Consider the following 24842-nt stretch of genomic DNA (forward strand, 5'->3'; position numbering starts at 1 on the left):
AGAGGGCTCTCGACTTCGCACCCGCAGGGCCCGCCGCGCGATCCCGGCGGCGGGCCCTGCGGGTCGGGTCCGGCCTCACCGGGCCCCGGGCGTCGCCGGGCGCGGGCGGAACACCCAGGCCCGCAGCAGCAGGAACCGGATGACGGTGGACAGCAGGTTCGCCAGCACGAGGACCGTGACCTCCAGGCCGCGGCCGGGATGGTCGCTCGCCGCGTGCAGCGTCGCGAGCGAGCCGCTGGTCAGCCCCAGCCCGATGGCGAACACCACCAGACCCTGCAGGTGGTGGCGGCCGGCCTGGGCCGCACCGGAGAGCCCGAAGGTGAGCCGCCGGTTCGCCGCCGTGTTCGCCACCGCGGTGATGAGCAGCGCCAACAGGTTCGCCGCCTGCGCGCCGGTGGCCGTCCGCAGCAGGACGAACAGCACCAGGTAGGCCAGGGTGCTGGCCACGCCGATGACGGCGAAGCGGACGAGCTGACCCGGCAGCCCCCGCGGCACTCCCGGCACCTGCACCCCTCCCGCCGCCCCGCCGCTACCGTCCATGCCGCCGCCGTTCACGCCGCTACCGTCCCCGCCGTTACCGTCCCCGCCGCCGCCGGCGAGGCCGGCCGCGGCGGTCAGCGGGCCGCGGCCGAACTCCCGGCGCAGCTCGGCCAGCGGCAGCGCCCCGGTACCCAGCGCCCGTAGCAGCCGGACGACCCCCTTGAGGTCCGCGATCGCCGTGTTGAGCACGTCGACGCGGCTGTCCGGATCGTCGATCCAGTCGACGGGCACCTCGTGGATGCGCATCCCGGCCCGCTCGGCGAGGACGAGCAGCTCGGTGTCGAAGAACCAGCCGGTGTCCTCCACCAGGGGCAGCAGCGCCGCGGCGGCGTCGGCCCGGATCGCCTTGAAGCCGCACTGCGCGTCGGAGAACCGGGCGGCGAGCGTCCCGCGCAGGATCAGGTTGTAGCAGCGGGAGATCACCTCCCGGCGTGGCCCGCGCACGACCCGGGAGGTGCGGGCGAGCCGGGTGCCGATCGCGAGGTCCGAATGCCCGCTGATCAACGGCGCGACCAGCGGCAGCAGCGCGGCGAGGTCGGTCGACAGATCGACGTCCATGTAGGCGAGCACCGGCGCGGGCGACATCGCCCAGGCCGCGCGCAGCGCCCGGCCGCGGCCCTTCGCGTCGAGATGCACCGTGCGCACCCCGGGCAGCTCCTCCGCCAGCGCCAGCGCGATCCCGAGAGTGCCGTCGGTGCTGGCGTTGTCGGCGATCGTGAGCTGGAACGGGTAGGGGAACGTGTCGCGCAGGTGCGCGTGCAGCCGCCGCACGCAGGGGGCGAGGTCGTCCTCCTCGTTGTAGACCGGGATGACGACATCGAGCACCGGGCGGGGTCGGCCATCGTCCTCCACCGCCGTGCTGGCGTGCGTCTGCTCCACGGGAACGCGCTGCGTGGGGGCACCGGTTCCGGTCGCCGAGGAAGGCATCCACGTCGTCATGCTCCTCACTCTCGGTCGGCGAGCTGTGTCACCCGTGTGCCCATGCTGTGTGCCGCCTGTGAGACTCCAGCCTTCGCCCTGAGCAGAGCCGTCGGCACCCCCACCAGAGTGGCGCACCACGCCCGGACACCGCGTGCCGCGGCCGGAGCCACTTCCGTCGACCTATAGTGATCGTGTAGCCTTCGAACGCATCACCGTCGATCCCGAGCGTATGGGCGGCCTTCCCTGCATTCGTGGCCTGCGAGTGACGGTAGGTGCGGTCATCGGGCAGCTGGCGGCCGGTAGATCCATCGGCGAGGTCCTTGTGGACTATCCCTACCTTGAGCACGCCGATGTTCTGGCCGCGCTGGCCTATGCGGCGGCGGCGGTCAGCGAACGAGAGCTACCACTGGCCACTTCGGCGTGAAGTTCCTCATCGACGCGAATCTGTCTCCTCGCGTCGCGGTGAGGCTTCGCGAGGGTGGTTACCCGGTCAGTCACGTCATCGATTCTTCTTCTTGCGAACCTTCCGCTTCTTGCGAACCTTCCGCGGGTTGCCGATGATCTGTGGGCCGGCGCGATTGTGACGATCGTCCGCGATCGGATGCGCGTGCGCCCGCTGCCCTTCCGCCCGGTGGATTGAATCTTCGTGCTCCGAATGTGGGCGCCTTGTCGGGTATCTGCCGCGACGCGGCGAAAGCCTGACCGGCGACGGCCGTGTGCTCCGGGCCTGGGGGAGGGCCCGGAGCGCACGGCCGGTCTGGTGATGACGACGGATCAGGTGGTGCGGGTGGTGGTGGTGGCGGCGGAGGTGCCGGTGCTCGCCTTGGGGGCGGTCAGGTCGTAGAGGGTGACCCCGCCGACCGTCTTCTCGGTGAAGGTCTCCGTCACCCAGGTGGCGATCGCCTGCGAGGAGTTGCTGCCGCCGTTGGCCTGGCCGAAGCCGCCGCCACCGATGAAGTAGTGAATCTTTCCTTCGGTCACGTACTTCTTGAACTGCGCCAGGGTCGGCGACGGGTCGCTGCCGTTGAAGCCACCGATCGGCATGACCGGTTCGCGGGTCGCGAGCTGGTAGCCGGCGGCGCTGTTCGAGCCCACCGCGGCCGCGACCCAGGTGTAGGAGTCGGCGTCCTGCTTGAACAGCTTCACGATGGCGTCGCTCGGCTTCGCGGCGTCGAGCAGGCCGCCCATGCCGCCGCGCATGCCGCCCCGGCCCTGGGTGGTGCCCGGGCTGCCCGTCGCGCCGTTGCCGGTGCCGCCGCCGGTCGTGCCGCCGGGGAATCCGGGGAATCCGCCGGTCTGGCCGCCGCCGGGGAAGCCGCCCTGGCCGCCGCCTGGGAAGGTGCCGGTCTGGCCGCCGCCCGGGAAGGCGCCGCCTGCCTGGTTGCGGCCTGTGCCGCCCGGCTGGCCGTTCAGGCGGCGCATGAAGCCGCCCGGGCCGCCCGGGCCGCCGAAGCCGGCGCCGGCCGGGCCGGCCGAGGGGATCGAGCCGGTGTGCGGCGTTCCGGCGGTGGCCACCGCGTACGCGCCCGGACCGAGCAGGCCGGCGACGAGGGCCACCGCGGCGACCCCGATGGAGGCCCGGCGGGGCAGCCGGACGGTGGCGAGGAAGCCGAGCGTGGCGATGATGCCCGCGACCAGCACGGCGTAGCGAATCCACGGGTGCCAGTCGGCGGTGCGGTGCAGCAGCGTCCACGACCACGCGGTGGTCGCCGCGATCGTCGCCGCGCCGGCCAGCGCGGCGGCGGGGTGACGCCGGTGCCGCCACAGCAGGACGGCTCCCATGCCCACCAGGGCGCCGACCGCCGGGGCCAGGGCCACCGTGTAGTAGGCGTGGAAGATGCCCTTCATCTGGCTGAAGATGATCCCGGTGACGAGCAGCCAGCCACCCCAGAGTGCGAACGCGGCCCGCAGCCGGTCGGTGCGCGGTGCCCGTCGGGTGATCCACAGCCCGGCGACCAGCAGAATCAGCGCGGCCGGAAGCAGCCAGGAGATCTGACCGCCGACCTCCGAGCCGAACATCCGGGTCCAGCCGGTCGAGCCCCACATGCCGCCGCGCCCGCCGCCGGGGCCACCGCCGCCCGGGAACGGCATCCCGCCGGCGGCGCCGTTCGCCAGCCCGGCCGCACCGCCCGTGCCCGTGCCGCCGCCCGGCAGCGCCGCGGCCGCGCCGTTCTGGAGTAGGCCGAAGCCGCGGCGGCCGCCGGCTCCACCGCCGCCGACGCTGCCGGTCTCGTTGCCGGTGAGCCGGCCGAGCCCGTTGTAACCGAGGGTGAGCTCCAGCAGGCTGTTGTGCTGGGAGCCGCCGATGTACGGCCGCGACGAGTCGGGGACCAGTTCCACGATCGCGATGAACAGCCCGGCGGGGATCAGCAGGCCGAGGCCGCCGGCCAGCGTCTGGCGGACCCGGCGCCAGAACGACGTCGGCGCGCAGGCCAGGTAGACCAGCGCGAAGATCGGCACCACGACCAGCGCCTGCAGCAGCTTCGTCAGGAACGCGAAGCTGACGAACACGCCGGCCAGCACCATCCAGCGGGTGCTGGCCTGCTCCACCGCGCGCAGCGTCGCGTACGCGCCGGCGACGAGCAGGAGAACCAGCAGCGCGTCCGGGTTGTTGAACCGGAACATCAGCGCCGCCACCGGGGTGAGCGCGAGCACCGCGCCGGCGAGCAGCCCCGCCCCGGCGGAAACCTGGCGGCGCACCGTCGCGTAGAGCAGCCCGACGGTGCCCACGCCCATCAACGCCTGCGGGACGAGCAGGCTCCACGAGTTCAACCCGAAGATGCGGGCCGACAGCGCCATCACCCACAGGGAGGCCGGCGGCTTGTCGACGGTGATCGAGTTGCCGGCGTCCGAGGAGCCGTAGAAGAACGCCTTCCAGCTCACCGAGCCCGCCTGGACCGCAGCCGAATAGAAGGCGTTGGCCCAGCCCGAGGCGCTCAGGTCCCACAGATACAGCACGCCGGTGCCGACCAGCAGGACGATCAGCGCCGGGCGGACCCAACGCGGGTCCGGCTCTGCGGCGGCGGGCGGTGCGGTGTCCTCGGTGGCGGGCCCGAGAACGGTGGGCGCGTCGTGGTCCGTCGGCGCGTCGTGGTCCGTCGGTGCAGCGGGGTCCGTCGGTGCAGCGGGGTCCGTCCTGCTCCACGGCAGCCGGCGACGGTGTCCCTGAGCGCGCCGACCCCCGGCGTGCGGAATCGGGTCGGTGAGAGTGGGCGACATAAGGGTCACCCTGGGCCATCGACCTTTCGAGTCCTTGTGCTCTGCCTGTGCGCAACCTGTGAAGCTCGGCCTGGGGCCGTCTCCACCTCACATCGCCGACGGTCCTGGCAGCGCGGTCAGGACCGGGGTCATGGTCGCCGGGGTCGCCGGCTCGCCCTGTGCCGAGACCGCGGCCGACCAGCGCGGCAGCGCGACGACGAAGGCCGTGCGCCCGGGTCGGCTGGTCGCCTCCACCCGGCCATGGTGGGCCTCGACGACGGCGGCGACGATGGCGAGACCGAGCCCGGTGCTGCCCGCGGCCCGGGATCGGGAGCTGTCCCCGCGGGCGAAGCGCTCGAAGACCTCGGGCAGCAGGTCGGGAGGGATGCCGGGGCCGTCGTCCACGATGGCGACGGTGACCTCGTCGTCGGTGACCGCCAGGCTGGCCGTCACCCGGGTACCCGGCGGGGTGTGGGCGCGGGCGTTGGCCAGCAGGTTCGCGAGCACCTGGTGCAGCCGGGCCGAGTCGCCGGTGACGGTGACCGGCTCCTCGGGCAGGTCGAGCGCGAAGCGGTGGTCGGGGGCGGCGACGTGCGCGTCGCTGACGGCGTCGACGACCATCCGGGAGATGTCGACCGGCTCGTGCTCCAACGGGCGCCCGGAGTCGAGCCGCGCGAGCAGCAGCAGGTCCGAGACCAGGGCCGTCATCCGCGCGCTTTCCGACTCGACCCGGCTCATCGCGTAGGTGACGTCGGGGGGGACGGGCTCGCGGGTGCGCCGGGTGAGCTCCGCGTAGCCGCTGATCGCGGCGAGCGGGGTGCGCAGCTCGTGGCTGACGTCTGCGAGGAACTGCCGCATCCGCGTCTCGCTGGCATGCCGGGCCGCCAGCGCCGCCCCGATGTGACCGAGCATCCTGTTGAGCGCCGAACCCACCTGGCCGACCTCGGTCCTCGGGTCGGTGTCGACGTCCGGCACGCGGATCGACAGCGCCACCTCGCCCCGGTCGAGCGGGATCTCCGCGACGCGGGACGCGGTCGCCGCGACCCGGCGCAGCGGTCGCAGGGTCACCCGGACGATCACCGTGCCGGCGAGCGCCGCCGCGGCCACCCCCGCCAGCGCGACCGCGCCGGCGATGGCGGCCATCTTGGTCAGCGTCGCGTTGACCTGCTTCATCGGCAGGCCGGTGACGACGGTGGTGCCGTCCGCCTGGGTGCGGCTGAGCAGCCGGTAGTCGCCGGCGTCCGCGAGACCGCGAGTATGCGTTCCGTTGTCGCGCGGGACGGCCGCGACGGCGGCGGCCTGACTGGCGGAGAGCACCTGCGCGGAGTCGGCCGAACCGATGTAGGCGCCGTAGATGCCGGAGTCGTCGATGACCGCGGCCAGCATGCCGGGCTCGACCGGCCCGGCGAAGAAGCGGCTGAGCAGGGTGCGGCCGCTCACGCCGTACAGCGTCTGCACCGCGGCCGTCGTCGTCCCGGCTGTCGTCGTGCCGGCCGCCGTGGCGCCGGCCGCTGTTGTCTTCGAGACCGCGGGGGAGATCACGCGCACGGATCCCCCTTGAGCCGTGACTGCGCGTGCCGAGGTGGTGCCGGTCGTGCTGCTCCCGCTGGCCGTGGTGGCCGTGGTGGCGGCAGGCTGCCAGGAGGTTGTCGTGCCCGAGCCCGTGCCCGAGCCCGATCCGTAGCCGTAGCCCGGCGCGGGGATCGTGCCTGATCCGGAGCCCGATCCGTCGCCGGGGAGCTGCTGCGGCAGGGGCGTGTCGAAGAACCGCGACGGCGGGGGGCGGTCCCACCGCTTGCTTGCCTCGTACAGCCGGTGGTCGAGTTGGTCGAGCAGGACGCCGCGCAACGCCACCGCGGTGACGAACACGATCGCCAGCGACACGGTGGCGAGCAACACCATGAGCAGCGCGAGCAGCCGTGTCCGCAGTGACCAGCGGGACGGGGCTACCGACCAGCCGTGCCGGTCGCGGTGCGCGCGCCGACGACCAGCGCGCGCCGAGGGCCCGACCTCGATCGTCGGGTCGGCGGGCTGCACGGAGGCCATCGTCGCGTCAGCTCCGGCGGGTGCGCCAATGGCCCCCGCCCGGTCCGCCGGACCGGTTGGGCCGGCCGGTCTCGGTGGCTTCCGGCGCGAGCTGCGCCGCCCGTCCGAGGTCCGCGCGGCTCTGCATCACGCCGGCTGCGCCCGCACCGGGGACGGCCGTGGCCGACCCGGCGCCCGCGCCCGCGGCGGTGCCGAACGCGCCGGCGCGGGCCGTCGCGGAGCGAGGCATGGCGGAGGGGCCGTCCGCCCGAGCCGCCGGATGGTCGGCCTCGGCCGGTCGCAGCACGTAGCCGGCGCCGCGCATCGTGTGAATCATCGGCGGGCGGCCGGCGTCGATCTTCTTGCGCAGGTAGGAGACGTAGAGCTCGACGACGTTCGCCTGCCCACCGAAGTCGTAGTTCCAGACGCGGTCGAGGATCTGCGCCTTGCTGAGCACCCGGCGCGGGTTGCGCATGAAGAAGCGCAGCAGCTCGAACTCGGTCGCGGTCAGGTGCACCGGGACGCCGCCGCGCGCCACCTCGCGGCTCTCCTCGTCCATGGTCAGATCGCCGACGACGAGCCGCGCGCCCTGCAGCGCCTCGGTCGTCCGCGCCGCGCGGCGCATCAGCCCGCGCAGCCGGGCGACGAGCTCCTCCAGACTGAACGGCTTCGTCACGTAGTCGTCGCCGCCGGCGGTGAGCCCGGCCACCCGGTCCTCGACGGCGTCGCGCGCGGTCAGGAACAGCACGGGGACGTCCGGGCTCTCCGCCCGCAGCCGGCGCAGCACCTCCAGCCCGTCCATGTCGGGCAGCATGATGTCGAGCACCACGGCGTCCGGCCGGAACTCGCGCGCGAGCCGCAGCGCGCCGCGCCCGTCCCCGGCGCTGCGCACCTCCCACCCCTCGTAGCGCAGCGCCATCGACAGCAGCTCCGCCAGCGTCGTCTCGTCGTCCACCACGAGTACCCGCACCGGTTGCATAGGGGACAGCTTCTCCCGAATGCCTAGCCGTTACCTGAGTCCCACCTGTGAACTTCCTGTGAGCGGCCGAGGCGAGGCGGCCGGATCGGTAGGCGCAGCACCTCGGTCCAGACCCGGCGGGCGGCGAGAGCGTCGACCTGACCCCGGTGGCCGCAGCTACTAGCCGTTTGGCCGCGACGAGCTTTCCGTGAGATCTCGTGCAAATCGGACAGAGTGACCGTATCGTTGCCTAGTGCATCTAGATGACGCTTTAAGCGGTTTGACGATGCTTCGGAGGGCATCGGCTCGGGGCGTCCCGCTACCGCACCAGTCGTTGACGCTGCTGTGGGCGGTGGAGCGCATCGGGGATGGAGTGCGGCTCCGTCGCTGGTCGGAAGTCCGCGACGAGCTGGCGGCTGCGCTGGTCGCGGGCGGGGTCGAGAACCGTGGACGAGTAGCACCTGAGTATCCCGTGGTGGCGCTGAGGCATTCCCCGCTCTGGGAGATCCGCGCCAGCTCAGCAGCGCCTGCGGCACACAGCTCGCAGCCACGCCGGTGGCTGGATCGGGAGGATCCCGAGTTTGGACTCTCTGCGCCCGCCTTTGAACTGCTACGAGACGAGCGCAACCGTGAACAGTTCGCGGCGGCGCTGCATCGTCTCCTTGACCGGGCGGCAGGTCCCGCCGGCCCAGACGCTGGCTTCTGGGAGATTCAGCCGGGGGTTGTGGTGGTCCGTCGCGACGTCCACGCGCAGTATGGCGGTCGACGGCAGGGCGGAATCGGCCCGTCCCGCTCCACTCCCAATGTGCTGCTCTTCACGGACCCGATACGGGGGAGGTCACACGGCTACTTCGACGGGTGGGGCGACGATGGATGTTTCCACTACACCGGGGAAGGGCAGCTCGGTGATCAGCGGATGGTACAGGGGAATCAGGCCATCCTGGGGCACCGGAGGGACGGCCGCACGCTTCGTCTTTTTCGCGTCGTGCGGGATGGCGTTGAGTATCTCGGGGCGTTCGAGATCGATCCCGATCGCCCGTGGTACACGAGCGAAGCGCCAGAAACCAACGGGGGGCCGCTGCGGACGGTCATCATGTTTCGGCTACGTCCGCAGGGGCCGGTGCAGTCGATCGATGCAGACCTCCCTGAGACTCCCACGACGATCAGCAGGGTCACCTCCGTCCCGGTGGAGGCGTCGAACGCTGAACAGTACGCAATGACCTCTCCGGCTGAGCCAACCACCGCCTTCCGGCGCGAAGCCGCGCTCGTCGGTGCCTACAGCGAGCATCTTCGATCCCTCGGCCATGAGGTGTGTCGAAAGCGGATTCTTCCTCCCAATGAACCTAGCCCCCTGTTCACAGATCTCTTCGACGAGACGACCGGCGAACTCATTGAAGCCAAAGGCACCGTCACGCGAGAAGCCGTTCGCATGGCCATCGGTCAGCTCATCGACTACCGCCGTTTTTTTGAACCACCGCCCCGCTTGGTCCTCCTGGTGCCCAGGAAGCCGCGTCCCGACCTCCTAGATCTGTGCTCCGCTGCAGGTGTTTCGGTGGTGTGGGGATCCGACGCCTCCTCGACGCCGACCTGGACGATCAACTAACCGCTACCCCCGGGCGTCACCGCCGGCGAGGGTACGCGCGCGCGCCCCGAACGTCCTAGGCCAGCCCGACCTGTCCGGTGGCGCTGTTCGGTAGGTCGTGGGGCCCGACCGGGCTACCAGTCGGCGGACCGGTCCACGACGGTGTCGGCGGCGTCCCGCGGTGACGATGCCGACGTCACACGGCTGTCACCCAGGTGACAGTGGGTACCCCTGGAGAGCACGCTGTGGTCTGTCGGGAGGACGACCTGGGAACTGCACCCCAAGGGGGGGTTCACCCGCGCAAACTGGGTAGGTGCTCCGCATGGCTCGACACCGTCGTCCTCAGTCCGCCCGCCATGGCGTGCGCCCTCGCGTGGCGCGTCGGGTGGTACTGCCCACAGCCACTCTGGTCACCGCGGGAGTCGTCACGGTGGGAACTGCCTTCGCCTGTACCGGGTCCTCATCCGCCACCGCGAGCACCGGGGTGATCGTGGCGCCCGTCCGCGACGTCGCCGCCGAGACCGTCGCCCCCTCCGCGCGCGATGCCGACGCCATCGACAAGGCGGTGCGCACCAGCCCGTACACGGCGCAGGTTCCGACCAGGAACTACGAGGTCGCCGGCACCCGCCTCGCGAGCAGCGATCCGAGCTGGGCGTACACGGAGCTGCACCCGACGGTCGCGGACCTCGATCGGGCGGAGGGCGTGCTGCACCGCACCGACGGCGGCTGGAAGCTCGTCCAGCTCGGCACCTACGAGGTGGGCTGCGGTGTCGCGCCGACCGCCGTGCTCGACGACTTCGGCCTGCAGTGCCCGCCCGCGGACGCGACGGACGACCTCGCCGCCGCGGACTCCGCGCGTCCCGCCTGAGCCTTCTCGCCGGGCCGGTCGCCTGACGTGGTGGTGCGGGCGCTCACCGCATCCGCGCAGGCCGTCTGTGCCGTCTCGGCGCGGCATGGAGGATGCTGCTTGCCGTCATGGCTGCGCCCGGCACCAGGCCGGGGCCGTACCAGCGGGAGGCGAACCGAGTGCCCGTTACCGAACTTGATGTACGCACGGCCGACGGTGTGATGGACGTGTACCTGCACACCCCCGACGACGGCGGGGGCACGACGCCGCCGGTCGTGATCTTCTACCCGGACGCCGGCGGCGTCCGGCCGGTCATGCACGACATGGCCGCCCAGTTCGCCTCGCGCGGCTACGCGGTGGCGCTGGTGAACTTCTTCTACCGATCCGGCAAGATCTCGTTCGACGTGGGCAAGGTGTGGTCCGATCCCGATCTACGCGCCGAGTTGATGGCCGTGATGGGCAAGGCGGCCCCGGCGCTGGTCGTGCAGGACACCGCGGCGCTGCTCGAGGTGCTGGCCGCGCGGTCCGACGTGCGGGCCGACAAGGTCGGCGTCGTCGGCTACTGCCGGGGCGGGCTGATGGCCTTCACCGTGGCCGGCGCCATCCCGGACCGGGTCGCGGCCGCCGCGTCCATCCACGGCGGTGGCATCGCCACCGAGGAGCCGACCAGCCCGCACCTGCGGGCGGACGACCTCCGCGCGGCGCTCTACTTCGGCGTCGCGGCGAACGACCAGTCCTGCACGCCGGAGCAGCAGGAGCTGCTCACCGCGGCGCTGGACAAGGCCGGCGCCCGCTACGAGCTGGAGCACTACACCGCCGCCCACGGCTTCGCCGTCGCGGACAACCCCAGCTACGACGCCGCGGCCGCGCAGCGGCACTGGGAGCAGGTCACGGCGCTGTTCGCGCGGGAACTGCCCACCGGCTGACGCGCCGGCCCGAGGTTCCTGGCTGAGGCGGGGTTCCTTGCCCCTCTGGAGGGTTCTGCGCCTGATTCGTCCCTCTGGAAGGGCAAGGAAACGGCCGGCGCGCGGCGTTACGGCGTGTAGATGATGTCCCAGAGGCGGGCGGTCATGTCCGTGCTGGTCGTCGCGAGCAGCAGGCCGAAGGGGGCGAAGGCACAGCTCATCACGGTGCTGCTGTGGCCGGTGAGGGTGGCGATCGCCGCGCCGGTCGAGACGTCCCACAGCAGGGCCGTGTCGTCGGTGCTCGCCGTCGCCAGCAGCCGTCCGTCGGGGGAGAACGCGCAGCTCTGCGCCGAGCCGGGCAGGGTCGCGACGGTGCTGCCGCTGCCCGCGTCGGTCAGCCGGGTGCCCTCGTTGCCGGCGGTCGCCAGCAGGCTGCCGTCGGGGGAGAAGGCACAGCCGCCGGCGAAGTTCGTGTGCCCCGGCAGGTTCATGATGGCCTCCCCGACGGAGACGTCCCACAGCAGCGTGGACTCGGCGCCCGCGGAGACCAGCAGCCGGCCGTCCGGGGAGAACGCACAGCCGTAGACCGTGCCGCGGTGCCCGTTGAAGGTGGCGATGTTCTTGCCGGTCGACGAGCCCCACAGCCGCACGGTGCGGTCGGTGCCGGTGGTCGCGAGCAGGGCCCCGTCGGGGGAGAAGGCGCAGCCGTAGACCGGGCCGCGGTGACCGGTCAGCGTCACCGTCTGCCGGCCGGAGGCGACGTCCCAGATCCGGGCGGTCTTGTCGCTGCCGGTGGTGGCCAGCAGCTTGCCGTCGGGGGAGAACGCGCAGCCGTGCACGACCAGGCTCTTGCGCCCGCTCAGCGTCAGCGCCACGCGGCCGGTCGCCACGTCCCACAGCCGGGTGCCGTCCTTGCTGGTGGTGGCGAGCAGCGCGCCGTCGGGGGAGAAGGCGGCGGAGGTGACGTCGCGTTCGTGGCCCTTGAGCGTGGCCCGCGCGGTGACCTCCACGCGCAGCGACGGGCGGCTGCTGCGTTCGAAGCCGCGCAGGTCCGCGGCGCCCGCCGACCCCAGCGGCGCCGGTCCCGAGGGCAGGGTGGTCGCGAGCCAGTCGGCGTCGCGGACCGGCGTGCCCGGCTCGGCGTGGGTGTGGATGAGGCTGCCCGGCGCCTCGACGGCCAGGTCGAACAGGGAGCCGTCGGTCAGCCGGACGCGAGCCAGCACGGCGCCCGGGTCGAAACGTTCGCCCGGTTCGACCAGCCAGCGCACCATCGTCGCCCGCCCGCCGGGGATGTCCCAGCGGGCCGGCTGCTCCACCGGGTTCGGCCGCGCGGCGGTGGTCCGCCGGGTCGACACCGACGACGCCCAGGCCGCCGCGCCGAGCACGACGGCGAGCTCCGGGTCGACCGGGGAGAACAACTGCTGGCCGGGCCAGTCGGTGCCGACCCCGAGCCGGCCCTCCAGGACGTCGGTCACCACCGGGATGCGTGAGCTGCCGCCGACGAGGAGCACCCCGCCGAGCTTGTCCGGCCCGTACCCCGCACTCTCCACCAGATGCTGGCAGCAGGCCATCGTGCGCGCCAGGGTCGGCGAGGCGAGCTGGGCGAACCGGTCGCGCTGCATGCTGACCAGCAGGCCGGCCGGGCTGAACACGTCCTCGACGACGGCGATGTCGGTGAGCTGGTGCTTGACCGCGCGGGCGAAGTCGAGCAGCTCGTGGCGGGTGCGGCTGGCCGTGGTCTGGTACATGTCGCCGATGCCCGGCGGGTTGAGCAGCGGCTCCAGCCCCGGGCCGTAGAGGCCGAGGATCTCGTCGAAGAGGATCTGGTCGAGGTCGCGCCCGCCGCAGTCGTGCAGCGCCGCGTGCGCGATCATCTCGTGCCGGCCGTTCTCGCCGACCGAGACCAGCGCCCCCTCGAACGTCCCGCCGCCGAGGTCGTAGACGAGCATCAGCGAACCGGGCTCCGGCTCGGCGCCGACCAGCGGCGACCAGGCCGCGGCGACCGGCTCGGCGAGTAGGTCCACGTCGACGAAGCCGGCGGCCTCCGCCGCCGCGATCATGAGCCTGCGCAGCGGGCCGGCCGGGTCGTAGCTCGCCGGCACGGTGACGACGGCCCGGGTCAGCGACTGCCCGCCGAGCTGCTGCTCCGCCTCCGCCTTCAGGGCGCCGAGCACGGCGGTGACCAGCACGTGCGCGGGGTAGCCACGGCCATCCAGGGGGACGGCGCCGTCGCGGGCCAGGTCGCGCTTGATCTCGCCGCGGTAGGCGGCGGGCCAGATCCGCTTGCGGCGTTCGGCGAGGGTACCGACGATCAGGTTGCCCCCGTCGGCGAACACCGACGCCGGCCAGCTCACCGAGCCGCTGGCGGGTTCCCGAACCGGTTCGATGCGGCCTTCGACGGCAAGAGCCGCCCGGGCACTGCAGGTACCGTAGTCGATCGCGAGGATCGGCTCGCCCACGGCACCCCCTGTCCACGTTTCTGGTGGGCAGATCGTAGCGGCGCCGATCGGGGCAGGCGTCGACACCCTCGTCAAACGGCAGGATAACGGGACCGTCCGTCCGTATCTGGTCGCGGCCCGTGGTTGCGCTCCGCCGTGGGCCGTCGTGCGCAGGGTGGCCCGGCCGTGGCCGGTCGGGTGCCGGCGGGTGCGCGGTGACCAGGGCGCGGTGACCAGGGCGCGGTGGCTGGGGCGCAGCGCGGAACGAGCGGCGGACTGCCGGCCTCCCCCGAAAAGGCCGGCAGTCCGCGGAACCACGCCGGTGCGCCCCCGACGCGGCACCTGGCCGTCTCGTCCCCCCGACGAACTGGCCTGACCCGTCGCACCGGCGTGGTCCCAGGACTCATCCTGCGGGATGCCGACGGCGCAGACCATCCCCGATTCATCGGGGGAAAAGCGCCGGCGCAAGCCGTCGAAGTCCGGTTTCCCGCTGGTTTTCCCCCGTCGTCCTGTCTGTCGTCGTCCTGTCCGTCGTCGTCACCGGTCCGGTCGGGACCTCCACCGGGCGGGGTGCCAGGCAGGCCGGCGCAGGTCCACAGCCGCGCCGTCCAGCGCCGAGATCTGCCGCGCGACCAGCCGGCCGAGGTCGGCGGCGAGGCCGTCCGGCAGCGCCGAACCCTCACCAGGGACGGCCTGTAGCCGCGCCACCACGGGCCCGACCTGGAGAATGCTCACGTGCCCGGCGCTCGGGGTGTCGCGGACGACGTGCAGCCGGACCTGCCCCGAGCCCCTCCCGCCGGTACTCGGCCCAGCGCCGCCCGCCCCGGCCATCGCCGGGTCGTCGCCCCCGCGTGCACAGCGTGGGTCGTCTGTCGCACCTGCGAGCGGCGGGGTGATCGGTGGTCCGAGCAGCTCCCGGGCGAGCTTGCCGGCCCGGCGCCGGCTCGGTAGCAGCCAGCGCGTGTCGTCGAGCCGGTAGAGCTCCGCGTCGGGCGCACCCAGCCAGACGGCCTTGCCCTGGTGCACCGTCCGGCCGCCGGACGGCGGGGCCGCGGCGTCGGGCGCCCTGATCCGGCACATTCCGGGTGGCAGCGCCGCCGCGTCGAGGAAGGAGGCGAGGAACACGGCACGCAGTCGGTCCGCCCGCGTCCGGTCCCCCTCCTCGCCGCCGCCACCCATCCTGACGAGGGTGTGGGCGCAGGAGACGTCGGGCAATCCCACGAAAACCGGGGGACGGGGCAGAGAAACTCTCGGCGCCGCCGGGACGCCGACCCAGGCGTGGCGCGCTCAGGACGGTTCGGGCGGCGATCGGACGGTTCGGGTGGGGATCGGACGGTTCGGGCGGGGATCGGTCGGGCTCAGTCGAAGCCGAGCTCGCGGGCCCAGATCGCGGCGGCGGCGCTCGGGGGGATCGTCGGCGGGGCGTCGGGATGGCTCGCGAGGTACTTGGCCCGTGCCGTGCGCAGGTAGTCGGCGACGACGCTGGTCTTGACGTTCATCGCCCGGGCCGCTTCCTTGTGGGACAGCCCCCGGCACCCGACGAGGACCATCACCTCGGCCTCCCGCGGCGAGGGCCGGTGCAGGCGGCGCCGGCGGCGGGCGGCGTCGAAGATCCGGGCGAGCAGGCCGTGTGCGTCGGGCGCCGCGAGCCCCCACTCGGCGCACAGCTCGTCGAGGTGATCCCCCTGGGCGAGGCCGCGCAGCAGGTTGCGTTCGTCGGCGCCGATCTCGCCGCGCGACAGCGGCCGCCGCTGCGCGTCCTCCAGCAGGAAGCCGGCGAGGCGGGCGGAGACGTGGTAGCCGCCCGCGGCGACGGCGGTCACCGCGGCCACGAACTGCTGCGCCGGCGCCGTCTTGTCGACGAACCCGCGGGCCTGCGCGGCGATCGCGTCGAGCACCTCGTCGGGCGTCGCCACCCCGGACGTCGCCAGGACGGGCAGGCCGCGGGCGTGCAGGTCGGCCACGGCCGCGGCGCCGGAGATCCCGGGCAGATGCAGGTCGCAGACGACCACGTCGGCCGTGGCGCCGCGGTCGAACGCCTCCAGGCTCGGGGCCGGCGCGAGGACCGAGAACCCGGCGCCGGCGAAGCGGGCGGCCAGCGACTCGGTGGCGATCGGATGGTCGTCGATGATCGCCACCGAGATCGGTCGGCGTTCGGCGCTCACCGCGGGCCCGCCCGCCCGGGCCCCGGGGACGGCGCGCCGTCGTCGGACGGGGACGAGGGCGTCCCACCACCGGGCGGCGTGGGCGGGGCCGGCCAGCGCAGCGTCACCTTGACGCCGTCGCCCGGTCGGGCGGTGACGAGCGCCTGCCCGCCGTGCCGGCGCAGAGCCTGATAGCTGCCGCTCATCCCGCCGCCCGGACGGACCGTCGCCGGGTCGAACCCGACGCCCCGGTCGCGGACGACGACGAGAACCGCGTCGGCGCCGCCCTCGACGAACAGGCTGACCTCGTCCACCTCGCCGGCGTGCCGCACGATGTTGCGCAGCGCCTCCCGGGTCGCGGCGACCAGCGCCTCGCGCACCGGCACGGGCGGCTCGCCCTGGATCGCCACGAAGGGGACGAGCGCGAGGCCCTCGTCGGCGAACGTGTCGACGACCGCCGACATCATCGCCTCGAACCCGGTCTCGCCCGGCTCGGGCGTCCCGCCGTCGCCGTTGCCGTTGCCGTCGCTGCCGCTGCCGTCGCCGTTGAGGACCCGTGGGTCCAGCCCGCGCGGGTCCATGATGATCCGCCGGGCCCGCTGCGCCCCGCGGCGGGCCTCCCGGACCAGTGCGGAGGAGGGCAGGCCGCCGCCGGCGACGTGGTCGACGATGGGCAGCAGATAGTCGTGGATCTCCCGGTGGGTGATCTCGCGCTGGCGCAGGCTCTCGGCCTCCCGTTCCTGCTCCACGGCGAGCCGGCCGGCGGTCCTGGCGGCGTCCTGGGCGGCCGCGGTCGCCGCGGACAGCGTCCGCAGCTCCCGGGCGATGAGCATCGCGACGACGTACCACAGCGCGAAGCCCAGCAGGTCCGAGCCGAGCTTGAGGGAGACGTCCGGCAGCACCGCCAGGCTCCACGCCGTCATCAGGGTCACCACCGCGGCCACGGCGAGCAGCCCGAGCCCCAGGCCGAACCCGACGCCGGCCGAGGCCACCAGGCTGAACGGCACCAGCTCGGTCATCAGCTTGTTGCGCTCGTGCGGCTGCGCCGCGCGGGAGCCGACCAGCATCAGCGCCACGCAGAAGGTGACGTCGGTGAGCACCAGCCGCCGGGACAGCCGGTCCGGCCCGTGCCACGCCTGCCAGGCGAACCAGCTTGCCTCGCCGGCGGCGGCGACCACGATCAGCACGGCGAGCCAGGGGTGACGCAGCCGGTCCCACCCGAACAGCGGGATGACCACGAACGTCGCGCAGGCGGCCCGCGCATACCCGACCATCCGCGACATGCGCTGCTCGGTGCGGTGGACGACGGCCCAGGGCGGATTCGCGGATCCGTCCAGCCCGGTCATAGGTCGCAACGGTAGTGACCGAGCGGTGGCGCGGCCACCCCCCGCGTCTGATCCGGTCGTGTGCGGTGTGCGCCGGGCGTCGCGTGGGCACCGCCACGAGATGGACACCATCTGCCTCATCCCTGCTCCGGAGCCGGGCCAGCGCGCGGCAGGGGGCACGGCGGTCCTGCCGCCGCCCGGCCCGGGCCCGTTTCCGACGCCTCCGGACCCCGTCCCGCCGACGCCCGTCCCCGATCCGGTGCCGCCGGGCCCGGGACCCGATCCGGTACCGCCCGGTCCGGGGCCCGACCCGGTGCCGCCCGGTCCCGGCCCGGATCCTGTCCCACCCGGCCCGGGCCCCGATCCCGTTCCGCCGGGCCCCGAACCGGACCCCGTCCCGCAGCTCGTCCCGCAGCTCGGCCCCCCGCCGGTTCCGCCTCCGATGTGACCACGGGCGGGCTGTCACCGTGGGTCGGCTGTCACCGTGGGTCGGCTGGGCCCACGGACCGGGGATCGGCGCGAAGGCTGGTGGCGGAGCGGGTACACCCAGGTCATGACGCACCGACCCGAGGGCATCCCCGCCCCCAACCTGGCCGACGACGACCTCGTCCGCGAGCTGCGGCACCTGCATCGGACCCGGCACGACGCCTTCATCGCCGGCAGCGAGGACGCGTTCGAGACTCATACGGCGCGCATGCTGGAGCTCGAACGCGAGTACCTGCGCCGCTTCCCGCAGGCCGCCAGCCCCGATCCGCGGCGCACCCGGGCCGGCCGGCGCCGCGCGGCCGGCGTCGCGGGCTGACCGGCGGGCGTCGCGGGCTGACCGGCGGGTGTCGCGGGCCGGCTCGGGCTAGGCGCCGGTCAGCGTGTCGACGTAGATGTCGAACAGGCCGTCCGCGTCCGGGGCGAGGTACGCGTGGCCGCCCGTGGCCCCGGCCAGGCGCTGCAGGCTGGCGAGATCCGCGCCGGGATCGCAGGCGATGACGATGAGCTGGACGGGCCGGTGCGGATCGGCGGCGGCCCGCAGCGCGGAGACGGCCTGGTCGAGCGTCGGCTCGCGGCTCGTCGCCGCGCGCCGCCCCGGCTGCTTGCCGTCGGCGTGATCGTCGCCGCCCGTGTCCGCGTCGCCGTCGGTGAACAGGACGACCTGGTTGAGCCGGCCGGGGGCGAACCTGGCGGTCAGCTCGCGCACGGCCGCGACGGCGGTCGAGTACAGGTCGGTGCTGCCGGCGGGTTGCAGGTCCGCCGGCGCCGCGGTCAGGTCGTCGCGCTGGGTGCCGGCGTGGCCCGCGGCGTCCAGCCGGGCGAGCGGGGCCAGTTCCCGGTGGCCGCCGGGCAGTTCGGCGGAGGACTGCCAGAGGCCGACCTCGCTGTCGTGCGCGAACAGCCGCAGGCCGGTCAGCGCCGTGTCCGTGGCCGCCTGCAGGCGCGTGCGACCGGCGTCGCCGGTCAGCGGCAGCGCCATCGAGCCGGACGTGTCGAGCACGGCGAGGGTGGCCCCGCGTTCACGGCTGTGCCGGAAGAAACGGCGGGCGGTTCCGAGCACGCTGTCCGAGGCGTCCGTACTGGCGAGTCTCGGCGGGGTGGAGCGCACGCCGTCGGTCGCGTTGAGGGTCGCCGACAGCCCGCCCGGGTCGTCGCGGCCCGCCAGTTCCGTCGGGGTGCGGAAGCCGGCCGCGGTCAGGGCCCGCCGCCCGGCGTCGCCGCGCAGGTAGGCCGCGAAGGCGTCCGCCGCGGCGCGCCTGGGCGCCGAATCCGTCGTCCGCTTCAGGACGATGTAGGGAACCGTCGCCGTGAACGCGCCGTCGGCGGGATAGGAGGCGACCAGGGTCGTCGCGGACCTGGGCCCCGTCCGGGCCGCCAGCGCCCGGTTGTAGGCGATGACGTCGGACTCCAGGGCGGGGAAGGCGGACGGCGCACTGCCGGCGGCGCCGTTCTCCGTGCCGCCGTCGCGGACCGAGTCGAACAGCTGGTGGTCGTACTGCGGCAGCCAGTCGATCGCGCGTTCCAGGTGCAGCACCGTGGCCTGGGCCGCGCGGTCCTGGTCGAAGGTGCCCGGCGTCATGTCCGCGGGAGCCAGCCGCCGCGCCGCGCCGACCGTGCCGATGACCGCCCGCAGCGCCGCCGCCGAGTTCTCGGGGTTGGCCATGGCGAGCCGGAACTCGCCCCAGCGGGGCTCCCCGCGGCCCGGCCAGAAGGCGGTCCCGTCCGCGTCAGCCGCGAGATCGGCCCAGGTCAGGTGATGTTCGGGCCAGCCGAGCCGCTGTGCCATCAGCCGGGGCATCGCGATGACGACGGGAGAGCCGGCGATCGTCGTCGCCCGTGCCGGCAACTGCTGCGCCGCGGTGTTCGACTCCTGCCCCAGCTCCAGCCAGTCCGCCGACTCGGGGATCCACACGTCCGGAACGGTCGAACCGGGCGCGTTCGGCCGCGACAACGCGTCGAGCGCCCGGTCGGACGGTGTGGCGGACACGTCGAAGGCCACACAGGGCCCGTCCTGGTCGGAGTGCGCTCGGCTGAACTCGGCGGCCAGCCGGCTGATCGGCGCGGTGAGGGTCGGGGCGGTGGTGATCGTCAGCGTGGTCCGGGCGGTGCCGTCGGCGCACTCGTCCGGCGGGCCGCCATGCCAGACGGACGCCGCCGCGAACCCGACGCCGGTGACCGTGAGGCCGCCGAGGACGAGCAGGGCGGCACTGCTGACCGCGCCGAGACCGACCCCGCGGGCCCGCCAGCCCCGCCGCCGCCGCCCGTCGGGGCCGACCCGTCCGGGCTGCGCGGGCCGCCCGGGCCGTGCGAACCGCCCGCGCGGTGACCTGCGGACACGCCCATCAGGCCGGCGCGGCCCGGCGCCGCGACTGCCTCCACCTGGGGACCGATGACGGGCGCCGGACACACAGACGTCCTTTCACGGGAGGCGCCGCGCCTGTTCCGAACCCGCCGCCACCACGATGATGTGACTACTTCTCCCGCCGAGCCCACCGCGCAACGGTCGACCGCGCTCCCCGTCGTCCCCCGCCGATTCGGGAATCGGGAGCGTTGTGCCTCGTATCGGTTTTCGTGCCGCCGATACTGCCCAGCCGCGGGCCGGTCGTCAGCTCATCTTGGAATGCCGGGGCTCGGCGTTGTTCCTCCGTTTCTTGCGTCGTCGGCATGGTGTCCTACCAGCCCGGATGTTCGCTCCGCAGCGGACGGCCGCGGCTCACGCGTCGGCAGCGACGAGATCGGCGTAGGCCGGATGGCGTTCGATGAACGCGCGGATGTAGGGGCACTGCGGGACCACGGCGAGGCCCTGCCGGCGAACATCGTCCAGCGCCGCGGTGGCGAGGGCGGAACCCACTCCCTGACCGGAGAACTCCGGACTCACCTCGGTGTGGATGAAGATGATCCGATCCGGCCGCTTCTGGTACTGCACGAAACCGGCGACCTCGCCGGTGGGCGTGAGTGCCTCGTAGCGGAAGCGTTCGGGATTATCGGTGACAGACAGGTCCATGGGGGCATCCTCCCCGATGCCGGCGAGGTCGGCAGGGGTGTCGACGTCCGCGGGGGTGCCGAGGCCGTCGCAGGCGACCCGGCCGACGGCGTCGGGATGGGCGCGCAGCCAGGCCCGCGCGCCGACCTCCCCGCGGGCGAGGCCGGCGACGTCGGCCCAGACCGCCCGGCGCAGCAGGACGGGATGGCCCGGCCGCCCGCGGTAGGTGGCGGTCAGCGCCGCGTACCGCCGGTACGCGCCGGCCGGGGCGGCGGCGTCGATCAGGCGGCGGACCGCGGCCGCGGTCAGGCCGGGCTGGTCGACCAGCGTCACGACGGCGGCGTGCGCGCCGGTGCCGGCGAGGGCTTCGAGCCCGGCCCGCAGGGAGCCACCGATCCCCTCGGCCCAGCCCTCCGCCCGCACCAGGCGCGGACCCGCGGCGGCGAGAGCGGCCAGGGCGGCGCCGGCCTCGTCCGCGGCGGCGCCGACGACGACCACGACCGGCGCACACCCGCCGTCGGCGAGTAGGCGGACGCCCCGCGCGGCGAGGGTCTCACCGCCGAGCTCCACCAGCGCCTTGGCGCGCCCCATCCGCCGCCCCGCCCCAGCCGCCAGCAGCAGGCCGGCGACCGTGGGCGGGCCAGCATCCTCGGGTGGGATCGCGTCCGGTGCGGCGTCCATCGAGGTCAGGACTATCCCAGCGGGTGGGGGGACGCCGGTCAGCCGGCGGGGCCCAGCACCAGGCGGGGCCGGATCCGGCGCTGGAGGAAGTCGAGGATCCGCACGTCGAAGACGGCGTTGTCGTCGCCGGCCACCATGTGGTGAGCCCCGGCGACGTCGCAGTACTCCGCGTGCGGGGCGAGGTCGAGGAACCGGCGGGCGTCGTCCTCGCCGAGCACGTCGGACTGGCCGCCCCGCACGAGCATGGTCGGGATCCGCAGCCTCGTCACGATGGCGGACAGCTCCTCCAGCGGCGTACGTAGCCGCAGCCGCGGGTCGTGGCCCTCCGGCGGGAAGACGAACGCCGGATCCCAGTGCCAGTACCAGCGTCCGTCGGCGAAGCGGAGGTTCTTGCGCAGCCCGGCCGGGTCACGCGGGCGCTCCCGGTGCGGCAGGTAGGCGGCCACCGCGTCGGCGGCGTCCGCCACGGAGGCGAAGCCGTCCGGCGCGGCCCGCATGAATTCCATGATCCGTCCGGTGCCCCGGGGCTGCAGGAACGGCGACACGTCGACGAGGACGAGACCGCGCGCGACGTCGGGGTCGCGGCCGACGGCGGCGAGGGAGGCGATCCCGCCCAGCGAGGCGCCGATGAGCACCGGCGGCCGGCCGAGGGCGCGGCGCAGGGCGAGCACGTCGTCGGCAAAGGCGTCGAGGGCGTAGTCACCCTCGGGGGACCAGTCGGAGTCGCCGTGGCCGCGCAGATCCACCGTGAGGGTGTACCAGCCGTCCGCACCGAGCCGGCGGGCGGTGCGCCGCCAGGAGTGACGGGTCTGGCCGCCACCGTGGAGTAAGACCACCGGAGGATCGGTGTCGTCGCCGTAGGCGTCCGCGGCGAGGGTCAGCCCGCCGCTGGGGATGCGCAGGGACGGGCCGGACGTCGCCGAGGCCAGCCGTCCACTGTCGGAGTTCGTAGGCACGTAGGTCAGTATGAGCACACTGTTCGCCCGGGCGCCCCCGTGCCGCGCCCGGCGACGGGTGCTGGGCGGTGTGCGGTGTGCGGTGTGCTCAGACCTTGGTCGGCGCTGCCGGCTTGCGCTCCGGCCGCCAGGCGGTCACCAGCAGCAGCGCGGCCCCGCCGACGCCGAGCAGGATCGCGATCAGGCCGCCGGCCCAGCCGTCGAGCTCGATACCGATCGCGTGGTCCAGGGACGCCTTGCCGGGGCCGAGAATGCCGATTGCCGCGCAGACAACCGCGATCATCAGGACGTACTCGTAACCCTGGCCCGGCTTGAAGATGAAGAAGCCGTTGTTGCGGTGCGCCGTGATGCCCGCGACGACCATCGTGCCGATGATGCCGCCGGCGCTGAACGGGGTGAGGAAGCCGAAGACCAGCCCGAATCCCGCGGCGAGCTCGACGAGCCCGGAGGCCCAGGCGTGCACGATGCCCGGACGCAGCCCCATGCTCTGGAACCAGCCGGCCGTGCCCTTGATCCCACCCGGCCCCCAGACGTGGTTGTAGCCATGGGCGACCAGAGTGAGACCCACGATGACCCGGAGCACCAGGGCCGCGGTGTCAGGCGATGTCACGTGTCTCCTCCTCGGGACGGGCTACCTGGGTGGACGGCGTGGCGTCGCACCGCTGCCGCAGCGCAGACAGTATCGGGTTGCCGGCGAAGACACGCTAATTGCACTAGGTTCGATCTATTGCCTCTTGTTCGGCCAGGGCGGATGGGATCCGTGCTGGTTCCCGATGGGCGAGCTCTGCGGATGGCCGGCCGGGCTCCGGGGGCTGGCAGGCCCGCCTGGACGGTCCGGGGGTGGATCGTGGGGAACCCGGTCGACCCGGACCCCGTCGGTCGAGCCGAGTGCCCCGACGGCCGCGATCGTGCGCTGCCAGGAGGCAGTCAGCAGGGCCTGATCCTGCGCGGGCGCGCTGCGGTCGTCCAGCCTGTCCGCGATCGGCCAGGCCGCGGCGCCGGCGGGATCCGCCCAGGTCGGCGTGTAGGTGAGGCCGGCCACCGTCCAGCCCAGGGCCGTGCGCCGAACCTGGATGGACAGCAGCACGCCGTCGCGGCCCGGCGCGGGCGACCCGCCGACCGCCGGCCTGTCCGCCGGCCTGTCCGCCGTGGCGCCCGCGCGGTCGCCGGACGCCTGCGTGCCGATCAGGGTGCCCAGGTCGTAGGCGACGTAGCGGCCGGCGATCCGCTCGATCGCCAGCGGGCTCCCGCCGCCGGCGCCGAGGATCAGGTCCACGTCGGACGAGGTGAGCAGCGCGTGGGCCAGGTCGCGCTGGTGCGGCGTCACAGCCCGCTGGCCGGGCCGGCCCCAGGCGAGCTGCGCGACGACGAGATCCGCGCCGTCGGAGCGGGCGCGGGCGGCGTCCTGGCCGATCCGCTCGGCGGTGAGCGCGGTCCGGGCGGTCGTGCCGGCGGGGNCGAGGNAGGAAAGCAGAGCGATCCGCGTTCCCCGGACCGTCTCGGTCCCGATCGGCGCCCGGGAGCCCGCGTCCGCCGGGACGGACGCGGCGATGCCCGCGCGGTCGAGGGCCGCAGCGGTGCGCCGCTGCGCCGCGCTGCCGGGCGGTCCGACGCCGCCCGTGTCGCACCGGTCGAAACCGGCGTCGGCGAGGGCGCTGGCGGCGCCATCCCCGCCTTCGGTGCCATTCCCGCCGGCGGTGCCATCCCCGCCGGCGGTGCCATCCCCGCCGGCGGACCGGCGATCCGGGGCGTCCGGGACGTCGGGGGACGCGGGCAGGGGTGCCGCCAGCCGGCAGAGGGCGAGATCGGCCGCGGTGCCGTAGCCGCGCAGCGGCGACACGGCCGCCCGCGGGTCGACCGCCCGGGACAGGTCGATCTCGCCCGTCGCGACGACGGTGATGGCCGTGGCCTCGGGACCGAACGAGGCACTGGCCCCATTCGGCCGGGTCTGACCCGGCCGAATGGCGTGTGGCGGGCCCCCGCCGGTCGGGTCACGATCGGCGGGCAGGTCGGGGCCGGCGGCGTGCGTACCGCCGTCGGGCTCACCGCGGTCGGGACGGCCCGCCGGGATGGAACTGGCGGGCCGGGCGGCCTCGCGCCCGTGGAGCGGGGACGAGGCGGTGATGCCGACGGTGCCGACCGCGAGACCGGCGAGCCCGACGACAGCGAGTCGCCGAAGTGCGGACAGGCCCGGGAGCGGGGCGCCAGGTGATCGGGTACGACGCCGCGCGTCGGGCTGACGGAGTCGCAGCATCGTCCTCGGTGCCGGTCGGATCGAATCGAATCGACGTCCTAGCGTTACCGAATGTAAACGATGAGTGGCGATCTTGCTAGCGCGGGCCGCCCTGGTCGACGATCCGCGTCAGCATGGAGAGCAGCGCGCCCTGTTCCTCCCGGGACAGGGGGGCCAGCAGCTTGTCGTTCATCTGTTCGATGCGGTCTGCCACCTGGCCGTGGGTCGACTCGCCTCGCTTGGTCAGCCGTAGCACGTTGCGGCGGCCGTCACGCGGGTCGCGGACCCGGCGGATGAGACCTCGCTGGACGAGCCTCGCCACCACATCGGCGACCGTGGATCTGTCGAGCGACGCTCGTTCGCCGAGCGTGCGCTGATCGATGTCGGGATCGGCGAGGAGGCTGTTGAGGACCACGAACTGCGGCGGAGTGGTCTCGGTGGAGACGGTTGTCGTCCATAGCTGGTAGGTCACCTGCTGCAGCCGACGAGCGAGCTGGCCCGGGTGGCTGGACATGTCCACCACACCGCTGGTGCTGGGCGGCTCGGCCGGCTGCGGGGACAGGGTGGCCGTCCCGGTGGCGCGTTGCCCGGGTAGGCGCTCGCCGGAATGTTCCAGCACG

At 73.9% G+C, this 24842-nt stretch carries 18 protein-coding genes and 2 pseudogenes; 5 read left to right on the plus strand and 15 right to left on the minus strand.

Translation table 11 applies throughout. The features are described from left to right. Positions 1 to 75: 75 nt before the first annotated feature. Entirely contained in the window at positions 76 to 1479 is a 1404-nt protein-coding gene (locus FF36_RS18125) for a bifunctional glycosyltransferase family 2/GtrA family protein (RefSeq protein ID WP_199865429.1), read from the minus strand. 133 nt (positions 1480 to 1612) lie between these two features. Between FF36_RS18125 and FF36_RS18130 the strand changes: the two genes are divergently transcribed. Then, entirely contained in the window at positions 1613 to 1885 is a 273-nt protein-coding gene (locus FF36_RS18130) for a DUF433 domain-containing protein (RefSeq protein ID WP_242422595.1), read from the plus strand. A 350-nt stretch (positions 1886 to 2235) separates the two neighbouring features. Here the strand turns inward: FF36_RS18130 and FF36_RS18135 are convergent, their stop codons facing one another. The 3 genes and pseudogenes from FF36_RS18135 to FF36_RS18145 all read right to left on the minus strand — a co-directional run. Further along, a complete protein-coding gene (locus FF36_RS18135) occupies positions 2236 to 4680 on the minus strand; it encodes an ArnT family glycosyltransferase (RefSeq protein WP_044886286.1) in 2445 nt (814 codons plus the stop codon). Positions 4681 to 4767: 87 nt separating this feature from the next. Beyond that, positions 4768 to 6705, minus strand: a complete 1938-nt coding sequence (locus FF36_RS18140) for a sensor histidine kinase (protein WP_044886287.1) — start codon at positions 6703 to 6705, stop codon at positions 4768 to 4770. Between the two features lie 271 nt (positions 6706 to 6976). Beyond that, positions 6977 to 7663: pseudogene (locus FF36_RS18145) on the minus strand (response regulator transcription factor); the annotation flags it as partial. 232 nt (positions 7664 to 7895) lie between these two features. Here FF36_RS18145 and FF36_RS18150 point away from each other — a divergent pair. The 3 genes from FF36_RS18150 to FF36_RS18160 all read left to right on the plus strand — a co-directional run bounded on the left by FF36_RS18150 (position 7896) and on the right by FF36_RS18160 (position 10997). Further along, positions 7896 to 9245 (plus strand): phosphorothioated DNA-binding restriction endonuclease family protein, encoded by a 1350-nt coding sequence (locus tag FF36_RS18150; protein WP_479686789.1) that lies wholly within the window; start codon positions 7896 to 7898, stop codon positions 9243 to 9245. A 364-nt stretch (positions 9246 to 9609) separates the two neighbouring features. Further along, entirely contained in the window at positions 9610 to 10092 is a 483-nt protein-coding gene (locus tag FF36_RS18155; RefSeq protein WP_236706064.1) for a hypothetical protein, read from the plus strand. A 107-nt stretch (positions 10093 to 10199) separates the two neighbouring features. After that, positions 10200 to 10997, plus strand: coding sequence for a dienelactone hydrolase family protein (locus FF36_RS18160; protein ID WP_242422597.1), 798 nt, complete (start codon positions 10200 to 10202; stop codon positions 10995 to 10997). Positions 10998 to 11104: 107 nt separating this feature from the next. Here the strand turns inward: FF36_RS18160 and FF36_RS18165 are convergent, their stop codons facing one another. The 4 genes from FF36_RS18165 to FF36_RS18180 form a co-directional block, all read right to left on the minus strand. Beyond that, positions 11105 to 13435, minus strand: coding sequence for an Hsp70 family protein (locus tag FF36_RS18165; RefSeq protein WP_044886289.1), 2331 nt, complete (start codon positions 13433 to 13435; stop codon positions 11105 to 11107). Positions 13436 to 13951: 516 nt separating this feature from the next. Further along, entirely contained in the window at positions 13952 to 14635 is a 684-nt protein-coding gene (locus FF36_RS18170; protein ID WP_082122015.1) for a hypothetical protein, read from the minus strand. A 137-nt stretch (positions 14636 to 14772) separates the two neighbouring features. Continuing rightward, on the minus strand, positions 14773 to 15579 hold the full coding sequence (locus FF36_RS18175; protein ID WP_044886291.1) for a response regulator: 807 nt from the start codon (positions 15577 to 15579) through the stop codon (positions 14773 to 14775). Then, complete coding sequence (locus tag FF36_RS18180; RefSeq protein ID WP_242422598.1) at positions 15576 to 16904, minus strand: sensor histidine kinase; 1329 nt, start codon at positions 16902 to 16904, stop codon at positions 15576 to 15578. The genes FF36_RS18175 and FF36_RS18180 overlap by 4 nt, the downstream gene beginning before the upstream one ends. Before the next feature lie 532 nt (positions 16905 to 17436). Here FF36_RS18180 and FF36_RS18185 point away from each other — a divergent pair. After that, a complete protein-coding gene (locus FF36_RS18185) occupies positions 17437 to 17685 on the plus strand; it encodes a DUF6158 family protein (RefSeq protein ID WP_011601946.1) in 249 nt (82 codons plus the stop codon). A 48-nt stretch (positions 17686 to 17733) separates the two neighbouring features. On the opposite strand, the gene FF36_RS18190 is transcribed toward FF36_RS18185, so the two are convergent. From FF36_RS18190 to FF36_RS18215, 7 genes and pseudogenes are all read right to left on the minus strand, one after another. Further along, on the minus strand, positions 17734 to 19776 hold the full coding sequence (locus FF36_RS18190; protein WP_052681208.1) for a substrate-binding domain-containing protein: 2043 nt from the start codon (positions 19774 to 19776) through the stop codon (positions 17734 to 17736). 306 nt (positions 19777 to 20082) lie between these two features. Then, positions 20083 to 21033 (minus strand): GNAT family N-acetyltransferase, encoded by a 951-nt coding sequence (locus FF36_RS18195; protein ID WP_044886292.1) that lies wholly within the window; start codon positions 21031 to 21033, stop codon positions 20083 to 20085. Positions 21034 to 21071: 38 nt separating this feature from the next. Next, complete coding sequence (locus FF36_RS18200; protein ID WP_173667310.1) at positions 21072 to 22007, minus strand: alpha/beta fold hydrolase; 936 nt, start codon at positions 22005 to 22007, stop codon at positions 21072 to 21074. 70 nt (positions 22008 to 22077) lie between these two features. After that, on the minus strand, positions 22078 to 22599 hold the full coding sequence (locus tag FF36_RS18205; protein WP_044886293.1) for a DoxX family protein: 522 nt from the start codon (positions 22597 to 22599) through the stop codon (positions 22078 to 22080). A 114-nt stretch (positions 22600 to 22713) separates the two neighbouring features. Beyond that, positions 22714 to 23446: CapA family protein (locus FF36_RS38300; protein WP_242422599.1), on the minus strand; the 733-nt coding region annotated here is incomplete at its 5' end. Positions 23447 to 23453: 7 nt separating this feature from the next. Next, positions 23454 to 24243: pseudogene (locus FF36_RS38305) on the minus strand (metallophosphoesterase family protein); the annotation flags it as partial. A 76-nt stretch (positions 24244 to 24319) separates the two neighbouring features. After that, positions 24320 to 24841: a MarR family winged helix-turn-helix transcriptional regulator gene (locus tag FF36_RS18215; protein WP_396229955.1), complete on the minus strand. Its 522-nt coding sequence runs from the start codon at positions 24839 to 24841 to the stop codon at positions 24320 to 24322. Position 24842 lies beyond the last annotated feature (1 nt).

The sequence above is a fragment of the Frankia torreyi genome (genome assembly GCF_000948395.1).
GTDB lineage: Bacteria > Actinomycetota > Actinomycetes > Frankiales > Frankiaceae > Frankia > Frankia torreyi.

Excerpts from the sequence above, each read along its gene's own strand:
- FF36_RS18195 (WP_044886292.1), bottom strand. The coding sequence starts at position 21,033 with ATGGACGCCGCACCGGACGCGATCCCACCCGAGGATGCTGGCCCGCCC.
- FF36_RS18135 (WP_044886286.1), bottom strand. The coding sequence starts at position 4,680 with ATGTCGCCCACTCTCACCGACCCGATTCCGCACGCCGGGGGTCGGCGC.
- FF36_RS18160 (WP_242422597.1), top strand. The coding sequence starts at position 10,200 with ATGGCTGCGCCCGGCACCAGGCCGGGGCCGTACCAGCGGGAGGCGAAC.
- FF36_RS18140 (WP_044886287.1), bottom strand. The coding sequence starts at position 6,705 with ATGGCCTCCGTGCAGCCCGCCGACCCGACGATCGAGGTCGGGCCCTCG.
- FF36_RS18185 (WP_011601946.1), top strand. The coding sequence starts at position 17,437 with ATGACGCACCGACCCGAGGGCATCCCCGCCCCCAACCTGGCCGACGAC.
- FF36_RS18180 (WP_242422598.1), bottom strand. The coding sequence starts at position 16,904 with ATGACCGGGCTGGACGGATCCGCGAATCCGCCCTGGGCCGTCGTCCAC.
- FF36_RS18125 (WP_199865429.1), bottom strand. The coding sequence starts at position 1,479 with ATGACGACGTGGATGCCTTCCTCGGCGACCGGAACCGGTGCCCCCACG.